At 73.8% G+C, this 16,855-nt stretch carries 15 protein-coding genes and 1 pseudogene; 13 read left to right on the top strand and 3 right to left on the bottom strand.

From position 1 onward, the window contains the following. The first annotated feature begins 5 nt into the window (after positions 1–5). The 5 genes from RLT58_RS32510 to RLT58_RS32490 all read left to right on the top strand — a co-directional run bounded on the left by RLT58_RS32510 (position 6) and on the right by RLT58_RS32490 (position 5,125). Positions 6–230 carry an MbtH family protein gene (locus RLT58_RS32510; RefSeq protein ID WP_311313928.1) on the top strand — a complete coding sequence of 75 codons (225 nt, stop codon included), beginning with the start codon at positions 6–8 and terminating at the stop codon, positions 228–230. Next, a complete protein-coding gene (locus tag RLT58_RS32505) occupies positions 227–493 on the top strand; it encodes an acyl carrier protein (protein ID WP_311313927.1) in 267 nt (88 codons plus the stop codon). The genes RLT58_RS32510 and RLT58_RS32505 overlap by 4 nt, the downstream gene beginning before the upstream one ends. Next, positions 490–1,932 (top strand): condensation domain-containing protein, encoded by a 1,443-nt coding sequence (locus RLT58_RS32500; RefSeq protein ID WP_311313926.1) that lies wholly within the window; start codon positions 490–492, stop codon positions 1,930–1,932. The genes RLT58_RS32505 and RLT58_RS32500 overlap by 4 nt, the downstream gene beginning before the upstream one ends. Before the next feature lie 68 nt (positions 1,933–2,000). Further along, entirely contained in the window at positions 2,001–3,830 is a 1,830-nt protein-coding gene (locus tag RLT58_RS32495) for a N,N-dimethylformamidase beta subunit family domain-containing protein (RefSeq protein WP_311314722.1), read from the top strand. Positions 3,831–3,925: 95 nt separating this feature from the next. Beyond that, positions 3,926–5,125 (top strand): acyl-CoA dehydrogenase family protein, encoded by a 1,200-nt coding sequence (locus RLT58_RS32490; RefSeq protein WP_311313925.1) that lies wholly within the window; start codon positions 3,926–3,928, stop codon positions 5,123–5,125. Positions 5,126–5,164: 39 nt separating this feature from the next. On the opposite strand, the gene RLT58_RS32485 is transcribed toward RLT58_RS32490, so the two are convergent. Further along, on the bottom strand, positions 5,165–5,737 hold the full coding sequence (locus RLT58_RS32485; RefSeq protein ID WP_311313924.1) for a TetR/AcrR family transcriptional regulator: 573 nt from the start codon (positions 5,735–5,737) through the stop codon (positions 5,165–5,167). 191 nt (positions 5,738–5,928) lie between these two features. Between RLT58_RS32485 and RLT58_RS32480 the strand changes: the two genes are divergently transcribed. The 3 genes from RLT58_RS32480 to RLT58_RS32470 all read left to right on the top strand — a co-directional run bounded on the left by RLT58_RS32480 (position 5,929) and on the right by RLT58_RS32470 (position 9,985). Continuing rightward, positions 5,929–6,411 (top strand): DUF6643 family protein, encoded by a 483-nt coding sequence (locus RLT58_RS32480; RefSeq protein ID WP_311313923.1) that lies wholly within the window; start codon positions 5,929–5,931, stop codon positions 6,409–6,411. Between the two features lie 370 nt (positions 6,412–6,781). Then, a complete protein-coding gene (locus tag RLT58_RS32475) occupies positions 6,782–7,378 on the top strand; it encodes an Rv1733c family protein (RefSeq protein WP_311314721.1) in 597 nt (198 codons plus the stop codon). A gap of 174 nt (positions 7,379–7,552) precedes the next feature. Then, positions 7,553–9,985, top strand: a complete 2,433-nt coding sequence (locus RLT58_RS32470; RefSeq protein WP_311313922.1) for a right-handed parallel beta-helix repeat-containing protein — start codon at positions 7,553–7,555, stop codon at positions 9,983–9,985. Here the strand turns inward: RLT58_RS32470 and RLT58_RS32465 are convergent. Then, positions 9,958–12,305 (bottom strand): annotated as a pseudogene (locus RLT58_RS32465) (hypothetical protein); the annotation flags it as partial. The gene RLT58_RS32470 and the pseudogene RLT58_RS32465 sit on opposite strands and share 28 nt — an antisense overlap. A 182-nt stretch (positions 12,306–12,487) precedes the next feature. Between RLT58_RS32465 and RLT58_RS32460 the strand changes: the two are divergent. The 3 genes from RLT58_RS32460 (at position 12,488) to RLT58_RS32450 (ending at position 14,411) form a co-directional block, all read left to right on the top strand. Further along, positions 12,488–13,330, top strand: a complete 843-nt coding sequence (locus tag RLT58_RS32460; protein WP_311313921.1) for a DeoR/GlpR family DNA-binding transcription regulator — start codon at positions 12,488–12,490, stop codon at positions 13,328–13,330. 54 nt (positions 13,331–13,384) lie between these two features. Further along, the gene (locus RLT58_RS32455) at positions 13,385–13,837 is read left to right on the top strand and encodes an SRPBCC family protein (RefSeq protein WP_311313920.1); all 453 of its coding nucleotides are present in this window, start codon (positions 13,385–13,387) and stop codon (positions 13,835–13,837) included. Between the two features lie 94 nt (positions 13,838–13,931). Continuing rightward, the gene (locus RLT58_RS32450; protein WP_311313919.1) at positions 13,932–14,411 is read left to right on the top strand and encodes an SRPBCC family protein; all 480 of its coding nucleotides are present in this window, start codon (positions 13,932–13,934) and stop codon (positions 14,409–14,411) included. Between the two features lie 13 nt (positions 14,412–14,424). Here RLT58_RS32450 and RLT58_RS32445 read toward each other — a convergent pair whose 3' ends face one another. Then, entirely contained in the window at positions 14,425–15,576 is a 1,152-nt protein-coding gene (locus RLT58_RS32445; RefSeq protein WP_311313918.1) for an L-cysteine desulfhydrase Cds1, read from the bottom strand. 229 nt (positions 15,577–15,805) lie between these two features. Between RLT58_RS32445 and RLT58_RS32440 the strand changes: the two genes are divergently transcribed. Both RLT58_RS32440 and RLT58_RS32435 read left to right on the top strand, forming a co-directional pair. Beyond that, positions 15,806–16,123 (top strand): hypothetical protein, encoded by a 318-nt coding sequence (locus RLT58_RS32440; RefSeq protein WP_311313917.1) that lies wholly within the window; start codon positions 15,806–15,808, stop codon positions 16,121–16,123. Positions 16,124–16,308: 185 nt separating this feature from the next. Next, complete coding sequence (locus RLT58_RS32435; RefSeq protein WP_311313916.1) at positions 16,309–16,830, top strand: ATP-binding protein; 522 nt, start codon at positions 16,309–16,311, stop codon at positions 16,828–16,830. Positions 16,831–16,855 lie beyond the last annotated feature (25 nt).

Below are 16,855 nucleotides of genomic sequence, written 5' to 3'. Positions count from 1 at the left end.
CCCCCATGAGCGATCAGACCCGCTATCTCGTGGCCGTCAACGACGAGGAGCAGCACGCCCTCTGGCCGGAGGGCACACCGCTGCCCGCAGGCTGGCGGGCCGAGGGCTTCAGCGGCACCGAGGAGGAGTGCGTGGCGCACGTGGACCGGGTGTGGCCGGACATCCGGCCGCTCGGTCTGCGTCGCCGGCTGGCCGCCGAGGCGGCGGCGCAGGCCGGCGGTGCCCGGTGAGCGCGCACGCCCCGACCCGCGAGCACCTGGCCCTGCTCGTCGAGCGGGCCACGGACGGCGGGATCCGCGCCGCCGAGATCGTGGACTCCGACGAATCCCTCGCCGCGCTCGGCGTCAGCTCCCTCTCCCTGCTGCGGCTGGCCGACGGCCTGGAGTCGGAGTACGGCGTCCTGATCGACCTCGGCGACCGGGCGCTGTACGCCGAGGGACTGGCCGGACTCACCGCACGGGTGCGGCGGCTGGCCGAGGAGGGCGCCCCGTGACGGCGGCGGCGGTCCGCGCCCAGGCCGGCGCGACGGCGGACGTCCCGTTCGCGGGCGGCCGGACCGGCGACGCCCCGCTCACCTGGGGCCAGCGCGCGATCTGGCACGCCATCGGGCGCACCGTGCCCAACGACCACTACTTCAACATCGGCCGCGTCCTGCCCCTCGCCGACCGGGGCGCGCCGGTCGGCCTGCCCCGGCTGACGGGTGCACTCGCCGCGCTGATGCTCCGCCACGAGGCTTTGCGTACGCGGATCGTGACCGAGGACGCGGGAGGGACCCGCCAACGCCTGTACGCGGAGGGGCTGGTGGGGGTCCGCGTCCGCGACGTGTCCGACCCGGCCGGAGCGGGGGACGCCGCCGAGGAGCTGCTGTCGTCCCTCACGGCCGGCCGTTTCGACTACGCGGGCGAGTGGCCCGTACGGTTCGGCGCCGTCCGCCACGAAGGGCGCATCACGCATGTGGTGCTGGCGCTGTGCCATCTGGCCACCGACGGGCACGGCGCCGAGGTCCTCGTCCGCGATCTGCGGCTGCTGGCCCGGCGCGGTTCGGCGGGTCCCGCGTGCGCCGAGACGCCGCTCGACCTCGCCCGGCACCAGGCCTCCCCGGCCGGCCGGCGCTCCGGCCGGGCCGCGCTCGCCCACTGGGAGAACGGGCTGCGGGCGGCGCCGCCGACCATGTTCCCGACGCCGGTCGCCGATCCGCGCACCCCGCGCTTCTGGACGGGCCGGCTGGTCTCCGCCGCGCTCCCCCGGGCCGTCGAGGCGGTGGCGGCCGCGCACCGGGTCAGCGGATCGACGGTGCTGCTCACGGCTTCGGCCGCGCTGGTCGCCGCCGGTCAGGGGCACTCCGTCGCGGCGGTCATGCCGATCGCGGGCAACCGCGCGGCACAGGGCCACCGCACCCTGGTCACCACGCTGTCCCAGGACGCGCTGTTCGTCCTGCGCATGGACGATGTGCCGGGCCCGGAAGCCGACTTCACCGACCTGCTGGCGGGGGCCTGGCCCGCCGCGCTCGCCGGGTACCGTGCCGCCGCCTACGATCCCGCCGACTGGGACGCCCTGCTGGAGCGGGCGGCCGTCGAGCGGGGCGTCGAGGTGCATCCGTACTGCTGCTTCAACGACATGCGGCTGGTGGAACGGCCCACCGGCCCGCGCCCGGCGCCGGGGCCGGACGAACTCGCCGCGCTCCGCCGCCGCAGCGTGCTCGACTTCCCCGCGACGCAGGAGCGTGTCGCCTGCCGGTACTGCCTGCATGTGAGCGGGGACGACAGTGCCCTGACCGTCACGCTCACCGCCGACACCGCGTTTCTGCCGCCGGCCGCCATCCATGCCCACCTTCGCGCCATCGAGGAGGTCGTCGTGTCCTCGTCGGCCGGAACCCCGCCCCCGCTGGCGGCGCTGCCCGGACTCCTCGTGACGGAAGGCGCCGGCCGATGAGCGCGGGCGGCGCCGTCCCCCGGCCGGTGGCCCGTGCGGAGACGACCTCGTGTGTCCAGGGCGGCCGCATGCGGTTCGGCGTGACCGCCGGCGACGGCGGCCCGCTGACCGGCCAGGTGGTCGTCACCGATGCCGTCAGCGGGCGCGCGATGACCCGCGCACTTCTCCACGGGACCGGCTGGACCCTCGATGTCCCGCCCCACTGGCCGAGTTCTCTGTACGTGGCCCGCTTCCACGACGCCCGTCCCGAGACGCCTGAGCCGGAGCGGGACCCGGAGCACGAGGTGTGGTTCGTGGTCCGCGCGGCACGGCCCGCGGCCACCTCCGCCGTGCTCGTCTCCGTCCCGTTCGCCACCTGGCGCGCCTATCACCGCGCGGGTCAGCCGGGCCGCAGCATCTACTACGCGGAGGAGCCGGGCCGCGCCGCGCGGGTGTCGTTCACCGATCCCGGGGGCGGGCCGCCGCCGGAGCGCTGGGAGGAGCCGCTGCTGCGGTGGCTCCCGGAGGCCGGCTATCCGGTCGAGTTCTGCTCAGGCCTCGATCTGGACGAGGGGCACGAACTCCTGTCCTCCTACCGTCTGCTGGTGGTCAACGGGCACGACGAGTACTGGTCGGCCGGGATGCGCGACAGTGTCGAGACCTTCGTCCGCAAGGGCGGCAACCTGGCCGTGTTCGCGGGCAACACCTCCTGGTGGCAGATGCGCCTGGAGGACGGGGGCCGCACGATGGTCTGCCACCGCGACGCCTCCGCCGACCCCGTCACCGCCGTGGATCCGCGCCGCACCACCGTCGAGTGGTCCAGCTCGCCCGTCGACCGCCCCGAGAACACCATGACCGGGGTCAGCTTCCGCAACGGCGCCGGCGCGTGGGGCGAAGGCATGGGTGTGATCGGCCGCGAGTCCTACACGGTCCGCTTCGCCGCTCACTGGGTCTTCGAGGGCACCGGACTGTCCGACGGGGACACGTTCGCCCGGGGCGCCCTCGGCTACGAGACCGACGCCGCCGAACTCGACTGGTCGGCCGGGGTGCCCCGGGCCACGGGCCGCGACGGCACCCCGCGCTCCTTCGCCGTCCTCGCCACCGCCGACCTGCGGCACTGGCGTACGTACGGGCAGGGCGGCTGGGCGACCATGGGCGTCTTCCGGCTGGGCGCCGGCACCGTCTTCAACGCGGCGACCATCAACTGGGGGCGGGCGCTGCACGATCCGGTCGTGGACCGCGTCACCCGCAACGTCCTCGACCGTCTCGGCGGTACGTCCCCCCGGCCCGCCTGGCACACCATCGGCCCGGCGCCGGGGCTGCGGGCGCTCGCCGCCTGCGAGGGACTGCTCTTCGCCGTGGCCGAGGACGGCAGGACCCTGCTCCACCGCGAGCCGTCCGACCAGAACATGCCGTGGGCCGTCTGCCCGCCCGGGCCGGGACCGGCACCCGGGATCCGCTGTCTGGCCGCACCCCGCGAGGCGTGCCACCCCACACCGCTGGCCCTGCTCGCGGTCTCCGCCGACGACCGGCTGCTGACCCGCGCGCCGGTGCCGGGCCCCTCGCCCTGGATCCCGGCGGGAACGGTCCCCGAGGGGACGTCCGCGCTGGCGATGTGCGACAACACGCTGTTCGCGGTGACCCCGCACGACGACACCCTGCACCACCGCCCGGCGCTGCACCCCGACGCCCCGTGGACCGTCCTGGGCCCGGCGGGCAAGGCGGCGGCCCTGACCGTGCTCAACGCCCGTCTGTACGCGGTGGGCCCGGACGGGCTGCTCACGCGTCCGCCGGTCGTCTCCGACGCGCCCTTCACCCCGGGCAGCCCCTTCCCTGCGGCCAGGGCGCTCGCCTCGTACGCGGGCCGGCTGCTCGCGGCGACCTCCGACGACCTTCTCGTCAGCCACCCGCCGGTGTGAGCGGATCCGGGCCGGATCCGCGGTGAGCGCACCCCCTCGGCGATACCGTGAATGATACTGTCGTTTCATTCTCAGTATCACAGCGAGGGGGAGCCATGCCCGCCGATCGCGTACTTCCCAGCCATGAGGCAGTCCAACTGCTCGGCGCCGTCCGCGCGTTCGCCCAGGAGTCGCTCGCACCCCGGGCCGCAGCCGCCGAGGCGGGCGCCTCCTTCCCCCGCGACGCCTTCCGGGCGCTGGGGGACCTGGGCATGCTGGGCCTCCCCTACCCCGAGGAGCACGGGGGCGGCGGCCGGCCCTACGAGGTGTATCTGCAGGCCCTGGAGGAGGTGGCGACCGCCTGGGCCTCCGTGGGCGTCGGGGTGTCGGTCCACGTCATGGCCTGCTTCCCGCTCGCCCGCTTCGGTACGCAGGAGCAGCGGCGCCGGTGGCTGCCCCGGATGCTCGGCGGCCGTACGCTCGGCGCCTACTGCCTGTCCGAGCCCGAGGCGGGCTCCGACCCGGCGGCGATGCGTACGCGGGCCGTCCTGGACGGCGACCACTACGTCATCAACGGTCTGAAGGCATGGACCACGCACGGCGGCCACGCGGACTTCTACACGGTGATGGCCCGTACCTCCGACCACCGCTCGCACGGGATCTCCTGCTTCCTGGTGCCCGCCGACACCCCCGGCCTCACCGCCGACCCGCCCGAGCGGAAGATGGGGCTGACCGGGTCGGCCACGACGAGCATGCGCTTCGAGGACGTGCGCATTCCCGTGGCGCGGCGGATCGGCGAGGAGGGGCAGGGGCTGAAGATCGCGCTCGCCGCCCTCGACAACGGCCGGATGGGCATCGCGGCGGTCGCCGTCGGGCTCGCGCAGGCCGCGCTGGACGCGGCGGTCGGCCACGCCTGCCGGCGCGAGGTGTACGGCGCCCCCCTCATCGAGCAGCAGGGCCCCGCCTTCGCCCTGGCGGACATGGCGGCCGCCGTGACGTCCGCCCGTACGGCCACCCTGGCCGCCGCCCGGCTGAAGGACCAGGGCCTGCCCTTCGGCCGGGACGCGTCCATCGCCAAGATGCTCGCCACGGACAACGCCATGCGGGTGACCGGGGACGCCGTGGAACTCATGGGCGACGAGGGGTACTCGGCCGGCGGCCCGGCCGAGCGCTACATGCGCGAGGCCAAGGTCATGCAGATCTTCGAGGGCACCAACCAGATCCAGCGCCTGGTGATCAGCCGCGCGCTGCGCTCCGCCGGCGCCGGCGTAATGAGCACACCGTCCGCCGTAACCACCGGAGGCGCGGAGCACTGACACAGGCCCCCGGTGAGCAGGGGACCGCCTCCCCCGGCGTCAGGGTGCGACGGCGTGCACGATGAGCGAGGCCAGCTCGCCGTACGCCTCGGAATCGCTCAGGCCCGTGCGGTGGCCGACCTCGCCCTGCTGGATCGCCTGCATGGTGGCGGCGGCCGCCTCGCCGACGAACGCGGCGTGCACCGGCCGGAAGGCCCCCGCGTCGACCCCTTCCGTGATCAGCTCACGGATGCGGTCGGCGGCGCGCCGGGTGTTGGCCTCGTACACCTCGCGGGTCACGTCGAGGCCGGCCATGTCGTCGAGGAACCGGCGCGACAGCGGCCGCAACTGCTCGGCGACCGCGGTGAGGTAGACGACCACCCGCTGGGCCGGCGCGGCGGTGTCCGCCACCTGCTTCTCGACCGCGGACGTCGCGTTCCGGAAGTAGTGCTTGACCGCCTCGCGCACCAGCCCCTGCTTGCTGCGGGCGAGCTGATACAGCGTCGTCTTCGAGCAGTGCAGGCGTTCCGCGAGGTCGTCGAGGGTGAACGCGGCAAACCCCTCCGCGATCACCAGCGCCACCAGTCGCTCCAGGAGGTCGGTCTGGCGTGCGGTGCGGCGGGTGGCTGGCATGGCCACAGGATATCGGCCGCCCGTGCGACCCGGTCGTGGGCCACCGGCGCGGCGACCAGCGCGGAGGCCCCCGTCACCGACGGCGGCCTTGTCAATGTTTTAGCAGGTCAGACGGTCAGAACTGGCGTAAATCGGATGACCCCAAGATTGGGGCTCCCCAATCAGCACATCGTGGGCTTAACTTAGGTGCCATGACCTCCCCCCGCTCCACCTACGGCGGCGGCTACTACGCCGCGCCGTCGTTCCCCGACACTCCGATCTACGACTCCCTGGTCGCGGAGCGGGGCACGCCTCAGATCGCACCGATCCGAGTGCCCGCCGCCTACGACACCGGCAACAGCTATCTGCCGGCTCTCCCCGCGGCCCTGCCGGCTCTTCCCGCGGCGCCCTCCCAGCCACAGCAGTCGTACGGCTATCCGCAGCCGTCGCAGCAGAGCTACGCGCCGATGCGGCCGGCGCATCTGCAGGCGGCGCCGGCGCCGTACATCCCGCAGCAGCCGTCGGCGAGCCGCGGCGGGTACCAGTCGCCCCCGCCGTACCAGCAGCAGCAACCGCAGCGGCCCGCGCCGAGCACGGGGTACGAGTCGATGCGTCCCGCGGCGGCCCGTCCCGTCCCCGCGCAGTCCCCGTACGAGGACCCCTACAACCGCCCGTACCAGGGCCGGGGGTACTAGGCCCGTCCGGAGGGGCCCCAGGGTTCCTTCCGGAGGAGGTCTCGGGGGGCCGGGCGGCGGCCCGCAGCTGAACGCCGGGTCGACGCCACGGGAGCGGCCGTCGCCCAGCGCCGCCTGCTGCGCATGTCGCCGGCCCGTGCCGGACCGCTGCCGGACGGCGGCATCGTCCTGTCCGCGCCGGGGAGCGCGGCGCCGACCGTGGAGGTCCCACAACCGCGGGAAACGGTCGGCATGATGCCGTACGGCACACGGGTCGAGCCGGTGGAGGCGGCGGGGAGCGCGTACTCGGCCGAAAGTGCCCGCAGGGCCGGGAACTCACGAGGACCGGCGGTGCGTTGGCCGGGCAAGGGGGTGCAGGACTGTGCGAGCACTGACGGGAGTATGGCGCTGGCGGCACAATCCGCTGCGCCGCGCCACGGACCGGCGCGAGGCGTGGGTGGCTCTGGTCGCGTTCCTTCTGCTGGTGCTGGCGGCGCCGGCGCTCGGCTGGTTCTGCGGAGCGCGCACGGATGCCGCGCTCCAGCGGTCGGTGCGCGCCCAGCAGTCGGGCCGCCATCTCACCACCGCCGTCGTGGTGCGCCGGGTCGCCTCCCAGCACTTCGCGGCCGACCCCGAGGCCACCACGGACCGCATGGCGCAGACCGCGGTGGTGGCCCGCTGGCACACCCCGGACGGTACGGCGCGCAGCGCGGTGGTGACGACCTCCGCGCGCAACACCGCCCCCGGCTCCCGGCTCCGGATATGGACGGACCGCAAGGGCGCCCCCGCCGTGCGCCCCATGGACGGGCCGACGGCGCACACGCACGCCGCGCTGGCGGGCTTCGGCGCGGCGATGCTGGCCGCCCTCCTGGTCGAGGGCGTGCGGCGCCTGATCGTATGGCGCATGGTGCAGCGGCGGTACGAGCGGCTCGACCGCGCCTGGGCCAAGGCCGGTCCGGACTGGGGCAGGACGGGCACCGGCAGCTAGGTCTTTCGTCCGGACATACCCCGGGACCTGCGGATCGGGTCAACTCCGGTCCTCCGCGCGCGCTACGGTGGACCGGCCCGCCCGTCGTTCCGGCAGGCGGACCCCGGCTGGTCGCTGCCGCGAGGCCGGTGACCCGGGCATCACACACGCACGAGACGGGGGCACGACAGCGCCATGGCACAGGGCACGGTCCAGGTGACGCACACCGGCACATCGCGGTGGCGGCGCCGCACTGGCGAATACGCCTCCCTCACCGCGGCGCTGGAAGCGGCGGCGGACGGTGATGTGCTCACGGTCGCCCCGGGCACCTACCGGGAGAACCTGGTCATCGACCGCGCGGTGACGCTGCGCGGGCCGGAGGGCTCGCTCGGTTCCGTACGGATCGCGCCGGCCGACGGGGTGCCGCTGACGCTGCGCGCCTCCGCCGTCGTCCAGGATCTGCATGTGGAGGGCCAGGACTCGGCTGCCCCCGCCCTGCTGATCGAGGAGGGCGCGCCCGAGCTCGCGGACCTGCGGATCGTGACCCGCTCGGCCGCCGGGATGGAGGTGCGCGGTGCGGCCCGGCCCACCGTGCGCCGCTGCACCGTCGACAATCCGGCCGGCGTCGGCATCGCCGTACTCGACGGCGCGGGCGGGGTGTTCGAGGAGTGCGAGATCGTCTCCGCGGGCCAGTCGGGCGTCTCGGTGCGCGACGGCGGCCACCCCCGGCTGGAGCGCTGCCGCGTCCACCACGCCTCGGGCGCGGGCCTCTCGGTCACGGGCGAGGGCAGCGGTCTGGAGGCCGTGGGCTGCGAGGTCTACGAGATCAAGGGCAGTGGCATACAGGTGTCCGCCCGCGCCTCCGCACATCTCACCGACTGCACGGTGCACCGGACCTCGGCGGACGGGGTCACCCTCGACACCGACGCGGTGCTCACGCTGGCCGACTGCGACATCCACGACATCCCCGAGAACGCGGTGGATCTGCGTTCGCGTTCGGTGCTGACCCTGACCCGCTCGACGGTGCGCAGGTTCGGCCGCAACGGGCTGTCCGTCTGGGACCCGGGCACCCGGGTCGACGCCAACCAGTGCGAGATCCACGACAGCACGGGCGACTATCCGGCGGTCTGGGTGAGCGACGGGGCGACGGTGATACTGGACTCCTGCAGGGTCCACGACGTGCCGGACGCCCTGTTCGTCCTCGACCGGGGGTCCCGCGCGGACGTCGTGGACAGCGATCTGTCCCAGATCCGCAACACGGCGGTGTCGGTCAGCGACGGGGCGACCGCGCAGCTCGACGACTGCCGGATCCGCGAGGCGTCCACCGGTGCCTGGTTCCGCGACCACGGCAGCGGCGGCACGCTGAACAACTGCACCGTCGACGCGGCCCAGACGGGTGTGATCGTCACCAAGGGCGCCGACCCGAGGATCGAGCGCTGCACGGTGACCTCGCCCGCCGAGGCCGGTTTCTATGTGTCGGCCGAGGGCCGCGGCACCTTCGACAGCTGCCGGGTCACGGGCAGTGAGGGCTACGGCTTCCATGTGATGGAGGGCTGCCGTACGACTCTGACCCGGTGCCGCACCGAGCGCTGCGCGCGGGGCGGCTACGAGTTCCCGGAGGGCGGCGGACCCGCCGACGGCACGGGCAACGGGCCGGTCGTGGAGGACTGCAGCAGCGACGAGAGCGGGCTGCGCACCGCCACTCCCCCGGCGCCGAGCGTCCTGACGGCGACCCAGTCGGCCCCCGGGCTGCTCGGTGCGGTCCCCGCGCCGCGTGCCGTGGAACCGGCGGTGCCCGAGGCCCCGGCCGAGCCGGCGCGCACATCGGCGGCGGTCCTCGGTGAACTGGACGCGCTGGTCGGTCTCGACAGCGTCAAGCGCGAGGTGCGCGCCCTCACGGACATGATCGAGGTGGGGCGCCGGCGCCAGCTGGCCGGGCTCAAGGCGGCGTCGGTCCGGCGCCATCTCGTCTTCACCGGCTCCCCGGGCACGGGCAAGACCACGGTGGCCCGGCTCTACGGCGAGATCCTGGCCTCGCTCGGGGTGCTGGAGCGGGGCCATCTGGTGGAGGTGTCCCGGGTCGACCTGGTCGGTGAGCACATCGGCTCGACGGCGATCCGCACCCAGGAGGCCTTCGACCGGGCGCGCGGCGGGGTGCTGTTCGTCGACGAGGCGTACGCCCTGTCCCCCGAGGACTCCGGCCGGGACTTCGGCCGGGAGGCCATCGACACGCTCGTGAAGCTGATGGAGGACCACCGGGACGCGGTGGTCGTCATCGTCGCCGGGTACACGCAGGAGATGGAGCGGTTCCTGACCGTCAACCCCGGTGTGGCGTCACGGTTCTCGCGGACCATCACCTTCAGCGACTACGAGCCGGACGAGCTGCTGAGGATCGTCGAGCAGCAGAGCGAGGAGCAGGAGTACAGCCTCGCCTCCGGCACCGGCGAGGCCCTGCTGAAGTACTTCGCGGAGCTGCCGAAGGGCCCCGCGTTCGGCAACGGCCGCACCGCCCGCCAGACCTTCGAGTCGATGGTCGAGCGGCATGCGGGCCGGGTCGCCCAGCTCGCCGAGACGAGCACGGACGACCTCACCCTGCTGTATCCGGAGGACCTTCCGGAACTCCCTTGAGCGGTGCGCGCGAGGCGTCGGCCTGGTGCGGCAGGACGGGGGCCAGGCGCTCCAGGAGCGCGGCCCGTTCCCGGGCGAAGACCGGGTCGGCCTGGTAGTCGGAGTGGCCGAGCACCGGCTCGGGGAGCGGGTGCTCGGGGGTGCGGCCGTAGACCAGGGGGTCCTTGAGCGGGCCCCGGTCCACCTCGGGCCCGGACTCCTCGCCGAGCCTGATCTCGCCGCCGATGGGGTCGGTGGCCCGCCACAGATTGCGCCAGCAGTGCACGGAGCGGTGCAGCCCGTGGAGCTGGGCGGGCCCGAAGTAGGCGGGGAACCACCGGCCGTAGAGGCGTTCGATGGGTGATCCGTAGGTGAGCAGGGCGACCCGGGCACGGGTCCCGGCGGGCAGCTGCCAGACCGCGGACGCGGCCAGCACGCTGCCCTGGGAGTGTCCGGAGATGACGAGCCGGCCACGGGTGCGGGCGGTCCAGCCGGACATGCGCGAGGCCAGGTCGGGTACCGCGCGCTCGGCGTAGCAGGGCGGGGCGAAGGGGTGGGCGGCGCGCGGCCAGAACGTACCGACGTCCCAGAGGATGCCGATGGTGCGCCGGGCCGAGGCGTCACGGTAGGCGCGGCGTCCGCACGTGACGAATATCAGGAAGCCGAAGCCGATCATCCAGGAGCCGGTCGACTGCGCGGCCTCGGCGGCCGATTCCAGGAAGGGTCCGCTGCCGTCCATCGCGAGTCCGGGGACCTGTCCGGTCGCCCAGGCGCCGCCCACGGCGGCTGCGCCCAGCAGCAGGGTGGCGCCGGAGACCAGGCCGAGCATGCCGGGGGCGGAGTCGGTGAGCGCCGCCGTGGCCCGGATCATGGCGATCCGCTTGGTCCGGGAGGGGTCGGGCCGCGTCTCGCCGTACTCCGCGTCGATGACGGGCTCCAGCCGGCGGGCGGCCAGATACGTCCGTACGCCGAGCACGGTGCCCGGCACCAGGAGCAGCACCAGGAGCACGGGGATGACGGACGCCTGCCAGCTGAGCAGCACCGGGGGTCCCTCTATGACGACGCTGCGGCCCATACCGGGGCTGCCGGGCCCGTCGAGCCAGTCGGCGACCCGCTGCGCCACCCCGCCGCTCATGACGCCGCCGAGCGCGCAGGCCAGCATGGCGACGGCCGGTCCGCCGAGTCCGCGCATCACGGTGCGCGGCTCCGGAGCGCGCCGGTACAGATGCAGGGCGACGGAGGCGAGCAGCACGATCAGCGCGCCCTGGGAGAGGGTGATGACGCGGAAGGTGACATCACCGGGGAGTGTCCCGGCGGAGACCCAGCCGGGGCGGGACCAGGCGGCGTGGACGGCGGCCAGGACGAGCAGCGCGAGCGAGGTGACGGGCAGATAGCTGATGACGGCGCGGTCGAGCCGGTTGTCGAGCCGGCGTTCGCTGCGGCCCCGGCGGCAGATGACCCAGAGCACGACGAGCAGGCCGAGGACGAGCGCGCCCTCGATCAGCCGGCCGAGCAGTTCGGGCACGGGTCCCGCCGTCGCCCGGTCGTGGCGGGCGGCGGCGCCGGTGACGGCGGCGGTGACGGTCAGGAATCCGGCGGCGGTGTGGGCGGCGCGCAGCCGGGCGACGAGGCGGCGTCCGTACCAGAATCCGGCCCGTCCGAGCGCGGGCCGGATGCGCGCGTCGGGCGGGGTGCCGTCGGGGCCGGGCTCGGTCAGGGGGCGCTGTGACTCGTAGGCGCTCCAGGTCCGGTTGGACAGATACCAGAGCAGTCCGACCAGTGCGGTGGGCACCAGGGCGGCGAGGGCGAGCCGGCGGCCCGGCTGGGACCACCAGCCGCCCTGGGCGGCGGACAGGAAGCCCAGCCAGGACCGGCGGTCGGAGCAGGCGCGCACGCCGGCGCACTGCCAGGCGGTGAGGTCCAGGGCGACCTCGCAGGCCGCGGCGGTCAGCAGGACGGTGAGGCTGAGCGCGATCAGCCGGACGAGCACCCCGTACAGCCGGATCGCGCGGGGGCGCCGGCGGGCCGCCGGGCGCATCCAGTGGGCGAGGTTGATCACCATGAACGGGAGGAGCAGGAGCCACAGCGCGCGGGAGCCGTTGCCCGAGGTGAGGTTGGACCAGCAGTACGCCTCGGCGATGGGCTTGTCCCGGTACCGCTCGGGGTGGGCCTCGGCGTCGACGTCCTCGGCGCGCCGGTAGACGGCCGCGGTGGCGTCTCCGGTCACCCGGACCGTGCGCGGGTCGACGAGCACCTCCTGCGGGGTGGCTCCGCCCACGCCGTGGACCAGCAGTTCCAGCGCGGGCCCGGTATTCTGCGGGGTCTCGGTGGCAGGTGGCACAGGGGTCTCGCTCTCGGAGGGGGAAGGCGACTGATGCCCGGTCACCAGAATCGTGGACGGGCGCCGGTCTCCGCATCGCTCTCACCGAATCTCCCCCGTGCGACGGTCCGCGACACCGCGTGGCAGGATGAGGCCGTTCGGAGACACTTCTGCACGGCCAGAGGGAAGGACGGGGCCCGGCGTTGAGCGAGAATCAGAATCTGCTCGCGGAGCAGCGGCGTGCGCTGATCCTGGACGAGGTGCGCAGGCGCGGCGGGGTCCGGGTCAACGAGCTCACCCGCCGGCTGAACGTGTCGGACATGACCGTGCGCCGGGACCTGGACGCGCTGGCCCGCCAGGGTGTCATCGAGAAGGTGCACGGCGGCGCGGTGCCGGTGGTCGAGGCGAGCACGCACGAGCCCGGTTTCGAGGCCAAGTCGACGCTGGAGCTCACCGCCAAGGAGGACATCGCCCGGGCGGCGGCCGCGATGGCGGTGCCCGGCAGCGCGATCGCCCTGTCCGGGGGCACCACGACCTATGCGCTGGCCCAGCATCTGCTGGACGTTCCGGATCTGACCGTGGTGACCAACTCGGTGCGGGTCGCCGATGTGTTCCACGCCGCGCAGCGGCCCGGTACGCCGGGCGCCCGGCCCGGGGCCGCGACCGTGGTGCTCACCGGCGGGGTGCGGACCCCGTCCGACTCGCTGGTCGGCCCGGTCGCCGACCAGGCGATCGCCACGCTCCACTTCGATGTGCTCTTCCTCGGTGTGCACGGGATCTCCGTTGAGGCGGGGCTGTCCACGCCGAACCTCGCCGAGGCGGAGACCAACCGCCGCTTCGTGCAGTCCGCGCGCCTGGTGGTGGTCGTCGCCGACCACACCAAGTGGGGCACGGTGGGGCTGAGTTCGTTCGCCACGCTGGACCGGGTGAGTACGTTCGTCACGGACGCGGGGCTGTCCGACGGGGCCCGCGAGGAGATCGAGGAGCATCTGCCCGGTCTGCTGGTCGCGGGCCGCGACGGGGCCGGCGAGCCCGCGCAGGGCTGAGGCCGCCGATTCCGCTCCGCTCGCGGCAGCGCCGTCACGCCCTAGGATCGTGGTGTGGCCGTCTTCCGGATCGAGCGCTTCACCCCTCTGCCCGCAGCCGAGTCCTGGCGCCGGGTGACGGACTGGGAGCGGCACGCCGCGCATGTGCCGCTGACGACGATCACGGTGCCGACCGGGCTGCCGACACGGACCGGGACGGTGTTCGTGGCGCGTACCGGGATGGGTCCGGTGGCGTTCGACGACCCGATGGAGGTCGTCCGGTGGTCGCCGCCGTCGGGCAGCCGGGCCGGGATGTGCCGGCTGGAGAAGCGCGGCCGGGTGGTGCTCGGCCGGGCGTCGATCGATGTGTACCCCAACCGTGCGGGCTCCCATGTGGTGTGGGTGGAGGAGCTGGGGGTGCGGTTCCTGCCGCGCTGGGCGGACCCGCTGATCGCCGCCGCCGGGCGGCGCGTCTTCGGCCGGGTGCTGGACTCCATGCTCGACCGGCCGGCCCAGCCGTACGCCTGAGGGCGTGGTGCGCCCGGGGGGACGACATCTGACGGAGTGACAGCTATGGTGTGCGCGGCCCCGTTTGCCGCCGACCGCACGGGAGGTGCGATCCATGGCACGCCGACTCCGCTCCGTGGGCCTCGACTTCGTCGGGACCGCTCCCCTGCGGCTGGTGTTCGCCGCCGAGGTGTCCGCTCCTCCGGACGCCGTGTACCGGGCGCTGGCCGATGACGTCGAGGGCTGGCCCGGCTGGTTCACCGGGGTGACGGCCGCCGTGCCGGCCGACGGGGGCGCCGGCCGGGCGGTGCGGCTGCGGGGCGGGGTCGTGTTCCGCGAGACGGTCGTCGCCGCGGAGCCGGCCGAGCGGTACGCCTACCGGATCGACAGTTCGAACGCCCCCGGTCTGCGGGCCCTGGTGGAGGAGTGGCGGCTGACCCCGGCCGGCACCGGGACGCGGGTGCGCTGGACCTTCGCCGCCGATGGAACGCCGGTGTTCCGGTTCGCCCTGCGGCGGGGGCGCGCGGTGGTGGGCCGCTCGTTCCGCGACGCGATGCGCAGCCTCGACCGGCGGCTCACCGCCGCTCCCGCCTGACCCCGGCCACCGCTCAGACCGGGCCGGGCTGCTGGCCGGGCCAGTTGCCGGTGGCCAGGAAGTCCTCGATGGTCCGGGCGTACGGGGCGATGTCGAGGCCCTGCGCGGCCAGCCAGGCGTCGGAGTAGTACTTGTCGAGATAGCGGTCGCCCGGGTCGCAGAACAGGGTGACGACGCTGCCCGTGCGGCCCTGGCCCAGCATCTCGGCGACCAGCTTGAAGGCGCTCCACAGCCCGGTGCCGGTGGAGCCGCCCGCCTTGCGCCCGATGGACCGCTCCAGGGCGCGTACGGCGGCGACGCTGGCCGCGTCCGGGACCTTCATCATCCGGTCGATGGCACCCGGGACGAAGCTCGGCTCCATGCGCGGTCTGCCGATGCCCTCGATGCGCGAGCCGCAGTCGCTGGTGGCCAGGGGGTCGTGGTGCGTCCAGCCGTCGAAGAAGCAGGAGTTCTCCGGGTCGGGCACGCAGATCCGGGTGTCGTGCTGCATGTAGTGCACATAGCGCGCGATGGTCGCCGAGGTGCCGCCGGTGCCCGCGGTGGCGACGATCCAGGTGGGCTCGGGGTACCTTTCGAGCCTCAGCTGCTGGTAGATCGACTCGGCGATGTTGTTGTTGCCCCGCCAGTCGGTGGCCCGCTCGGCGTAGGTGAACTGGTCCATGTAGTGCCCGCCGGACTCCGCGGCGAGCGTGGCGGACTCCTCGTACAGCCGGCGCGAGTCGTCGACGAAGTGGCAGCGCCCGCCGTGGAATTCGATGAGACGGCACTTCTCGGGGCTGGTGGTGCGGGGCATCACCGCGATGAACGGCACCCCGATCAGCTTGGCGAAGTACGCCTCCGAGACGGCGGTCGATCCGCTCGACGCCTCGATCACGGGCTTGCCGGGACGGATCCAGCCGTTGCAGAGCCCGTACAGGAAGAGCGAGCGCGCCAGCCGGTGTTTGAGGCTGCCCGTGGGGTGGGTGGACTCGTCCTTGAGGTAGAGGTCGATGCCCCAGCTCTCGGGCAGCGGGAAGCGCAGCAGATGGGTGTCGGCCGAGCGGTTGGCGTCGGCCTGGACCTTGCGGACGGCCTCCTTGAGCCAGGCCCGGTATTCCAGGTCGGTGCGGTCGATGTCGACGGTCGCGACGGGTTCGCCGCCGGGCCTGTGCTCACTCGTGTCCATCTGCGTGCTTCTCCTCGTGCGACCGGTCTCGACGGCCCCCACGATATGCCCCCTACCTGCACAAACATTGACTTTGATCCTCCATAGCCCTGCCTTGGTGTTGCGGGCCCGGCGCCGCCGGGGCGGGGTGGCACGAATGCGCCGCCGCGTCCCGTTCCCGCCTCTGGTGCGTACGGCCACGGATGGGCACACTTCCTCTCAGAGGCGTGACGAAGGGGGCGAAGGGGCCATGTCCGAAACGGAGTTCAGCGAGACGGGCGTACGGATCGACCGGTGGGCGCGCTCGCTCACCCGGGCCGGGCAGGTGACGGTCAAGGACGGCCGGCTGGCCCTGCTGACCAGCTACGGCACGGAGATCGACAGCGCCCCGGTGGGGACGGTGAGCGCGGGCAGACCGTGGTTCGCGGGGGCGGACGCGACGGTGGCGCGGGTCAACGGGACGCGGTACCGGCTCACGATGCGGCGGCTCGACGGCAAGCCCGACGACGCCGCGCCCGCGCGGCGGTTCCTGGAGGCGCTGCGCAGCGCGGGCGGGCGGGGCGGCTGACACGGCGGGGGCGGGGGACACCGCGAGTTGCGGAGCCGTGGGCCCTGAGCGACATTGGAGTCACGTCACTCATGGTGTACCGGCGGTGACACTGTGATCCAGGCCGCCGGCCCGGAATCAGCAGAACGCATGTGCTGGATCCGTTCCTTCGTCTTCTTCCGGACCTATTTCGGGGAGTCGCAGCCGTGATCAGCGAGCCAAGCAGGCACTGCACGGTGGAGCTCCAGGCCCTGCCGTCGCGGATCGGTCAGGTCCGCAGAATCATCTCGGCGCAGTTGCGCTACTGGCATCTCGATCCTCTGATCGACCAGGCAGCGCTCGGCGTCACCGAACTCCTGACCAACGTCCACCGGCATGCACAGCCGGACAAATCATGCACCGTCGAGATCGAGTTGCTCCTCGAACGGCTGACGGTGTCCGTCCATGACCACGACCCACGGCTGCCGACCGTGCGCGAGGCCGACGACTCCAGCACCTCGGGGCGCGGGCTCGCATTGATCGCCGCGGTCAGTGAGAGCTGGGGCGTCCGTCCCCGGGGCGGTGCGGGCAAGGTCGTCTGGTTCACCCTTCCCACGCACTCCCCGTACGCCGCGCGGCCCCCGCATGTGCTGTACGGCGCGACGACCGACGGGCCGTTCGACCTGAGCGGTGTCATGGCGCCGGAGGGCGCGCCGCCTTCGACGGCCCGGTCGGCGGCGGTGGGCTGAGGCGGCGGGAGCGGGACGCCCGGAC

The sequence above is a fragment of the Streptomyces sp. ITFR-16 genome (assembly GCF_031844705.1).
In the GTDB taxonomy this organism is placed as follows: Bacteria; Actinomycetota; Actinomycetes; order Streptomycetales; family Streptomycetaceae; genus Streptomyces.
This window is presented reverse-complemented; position numbering and strand designations above follow the sequence as displayed.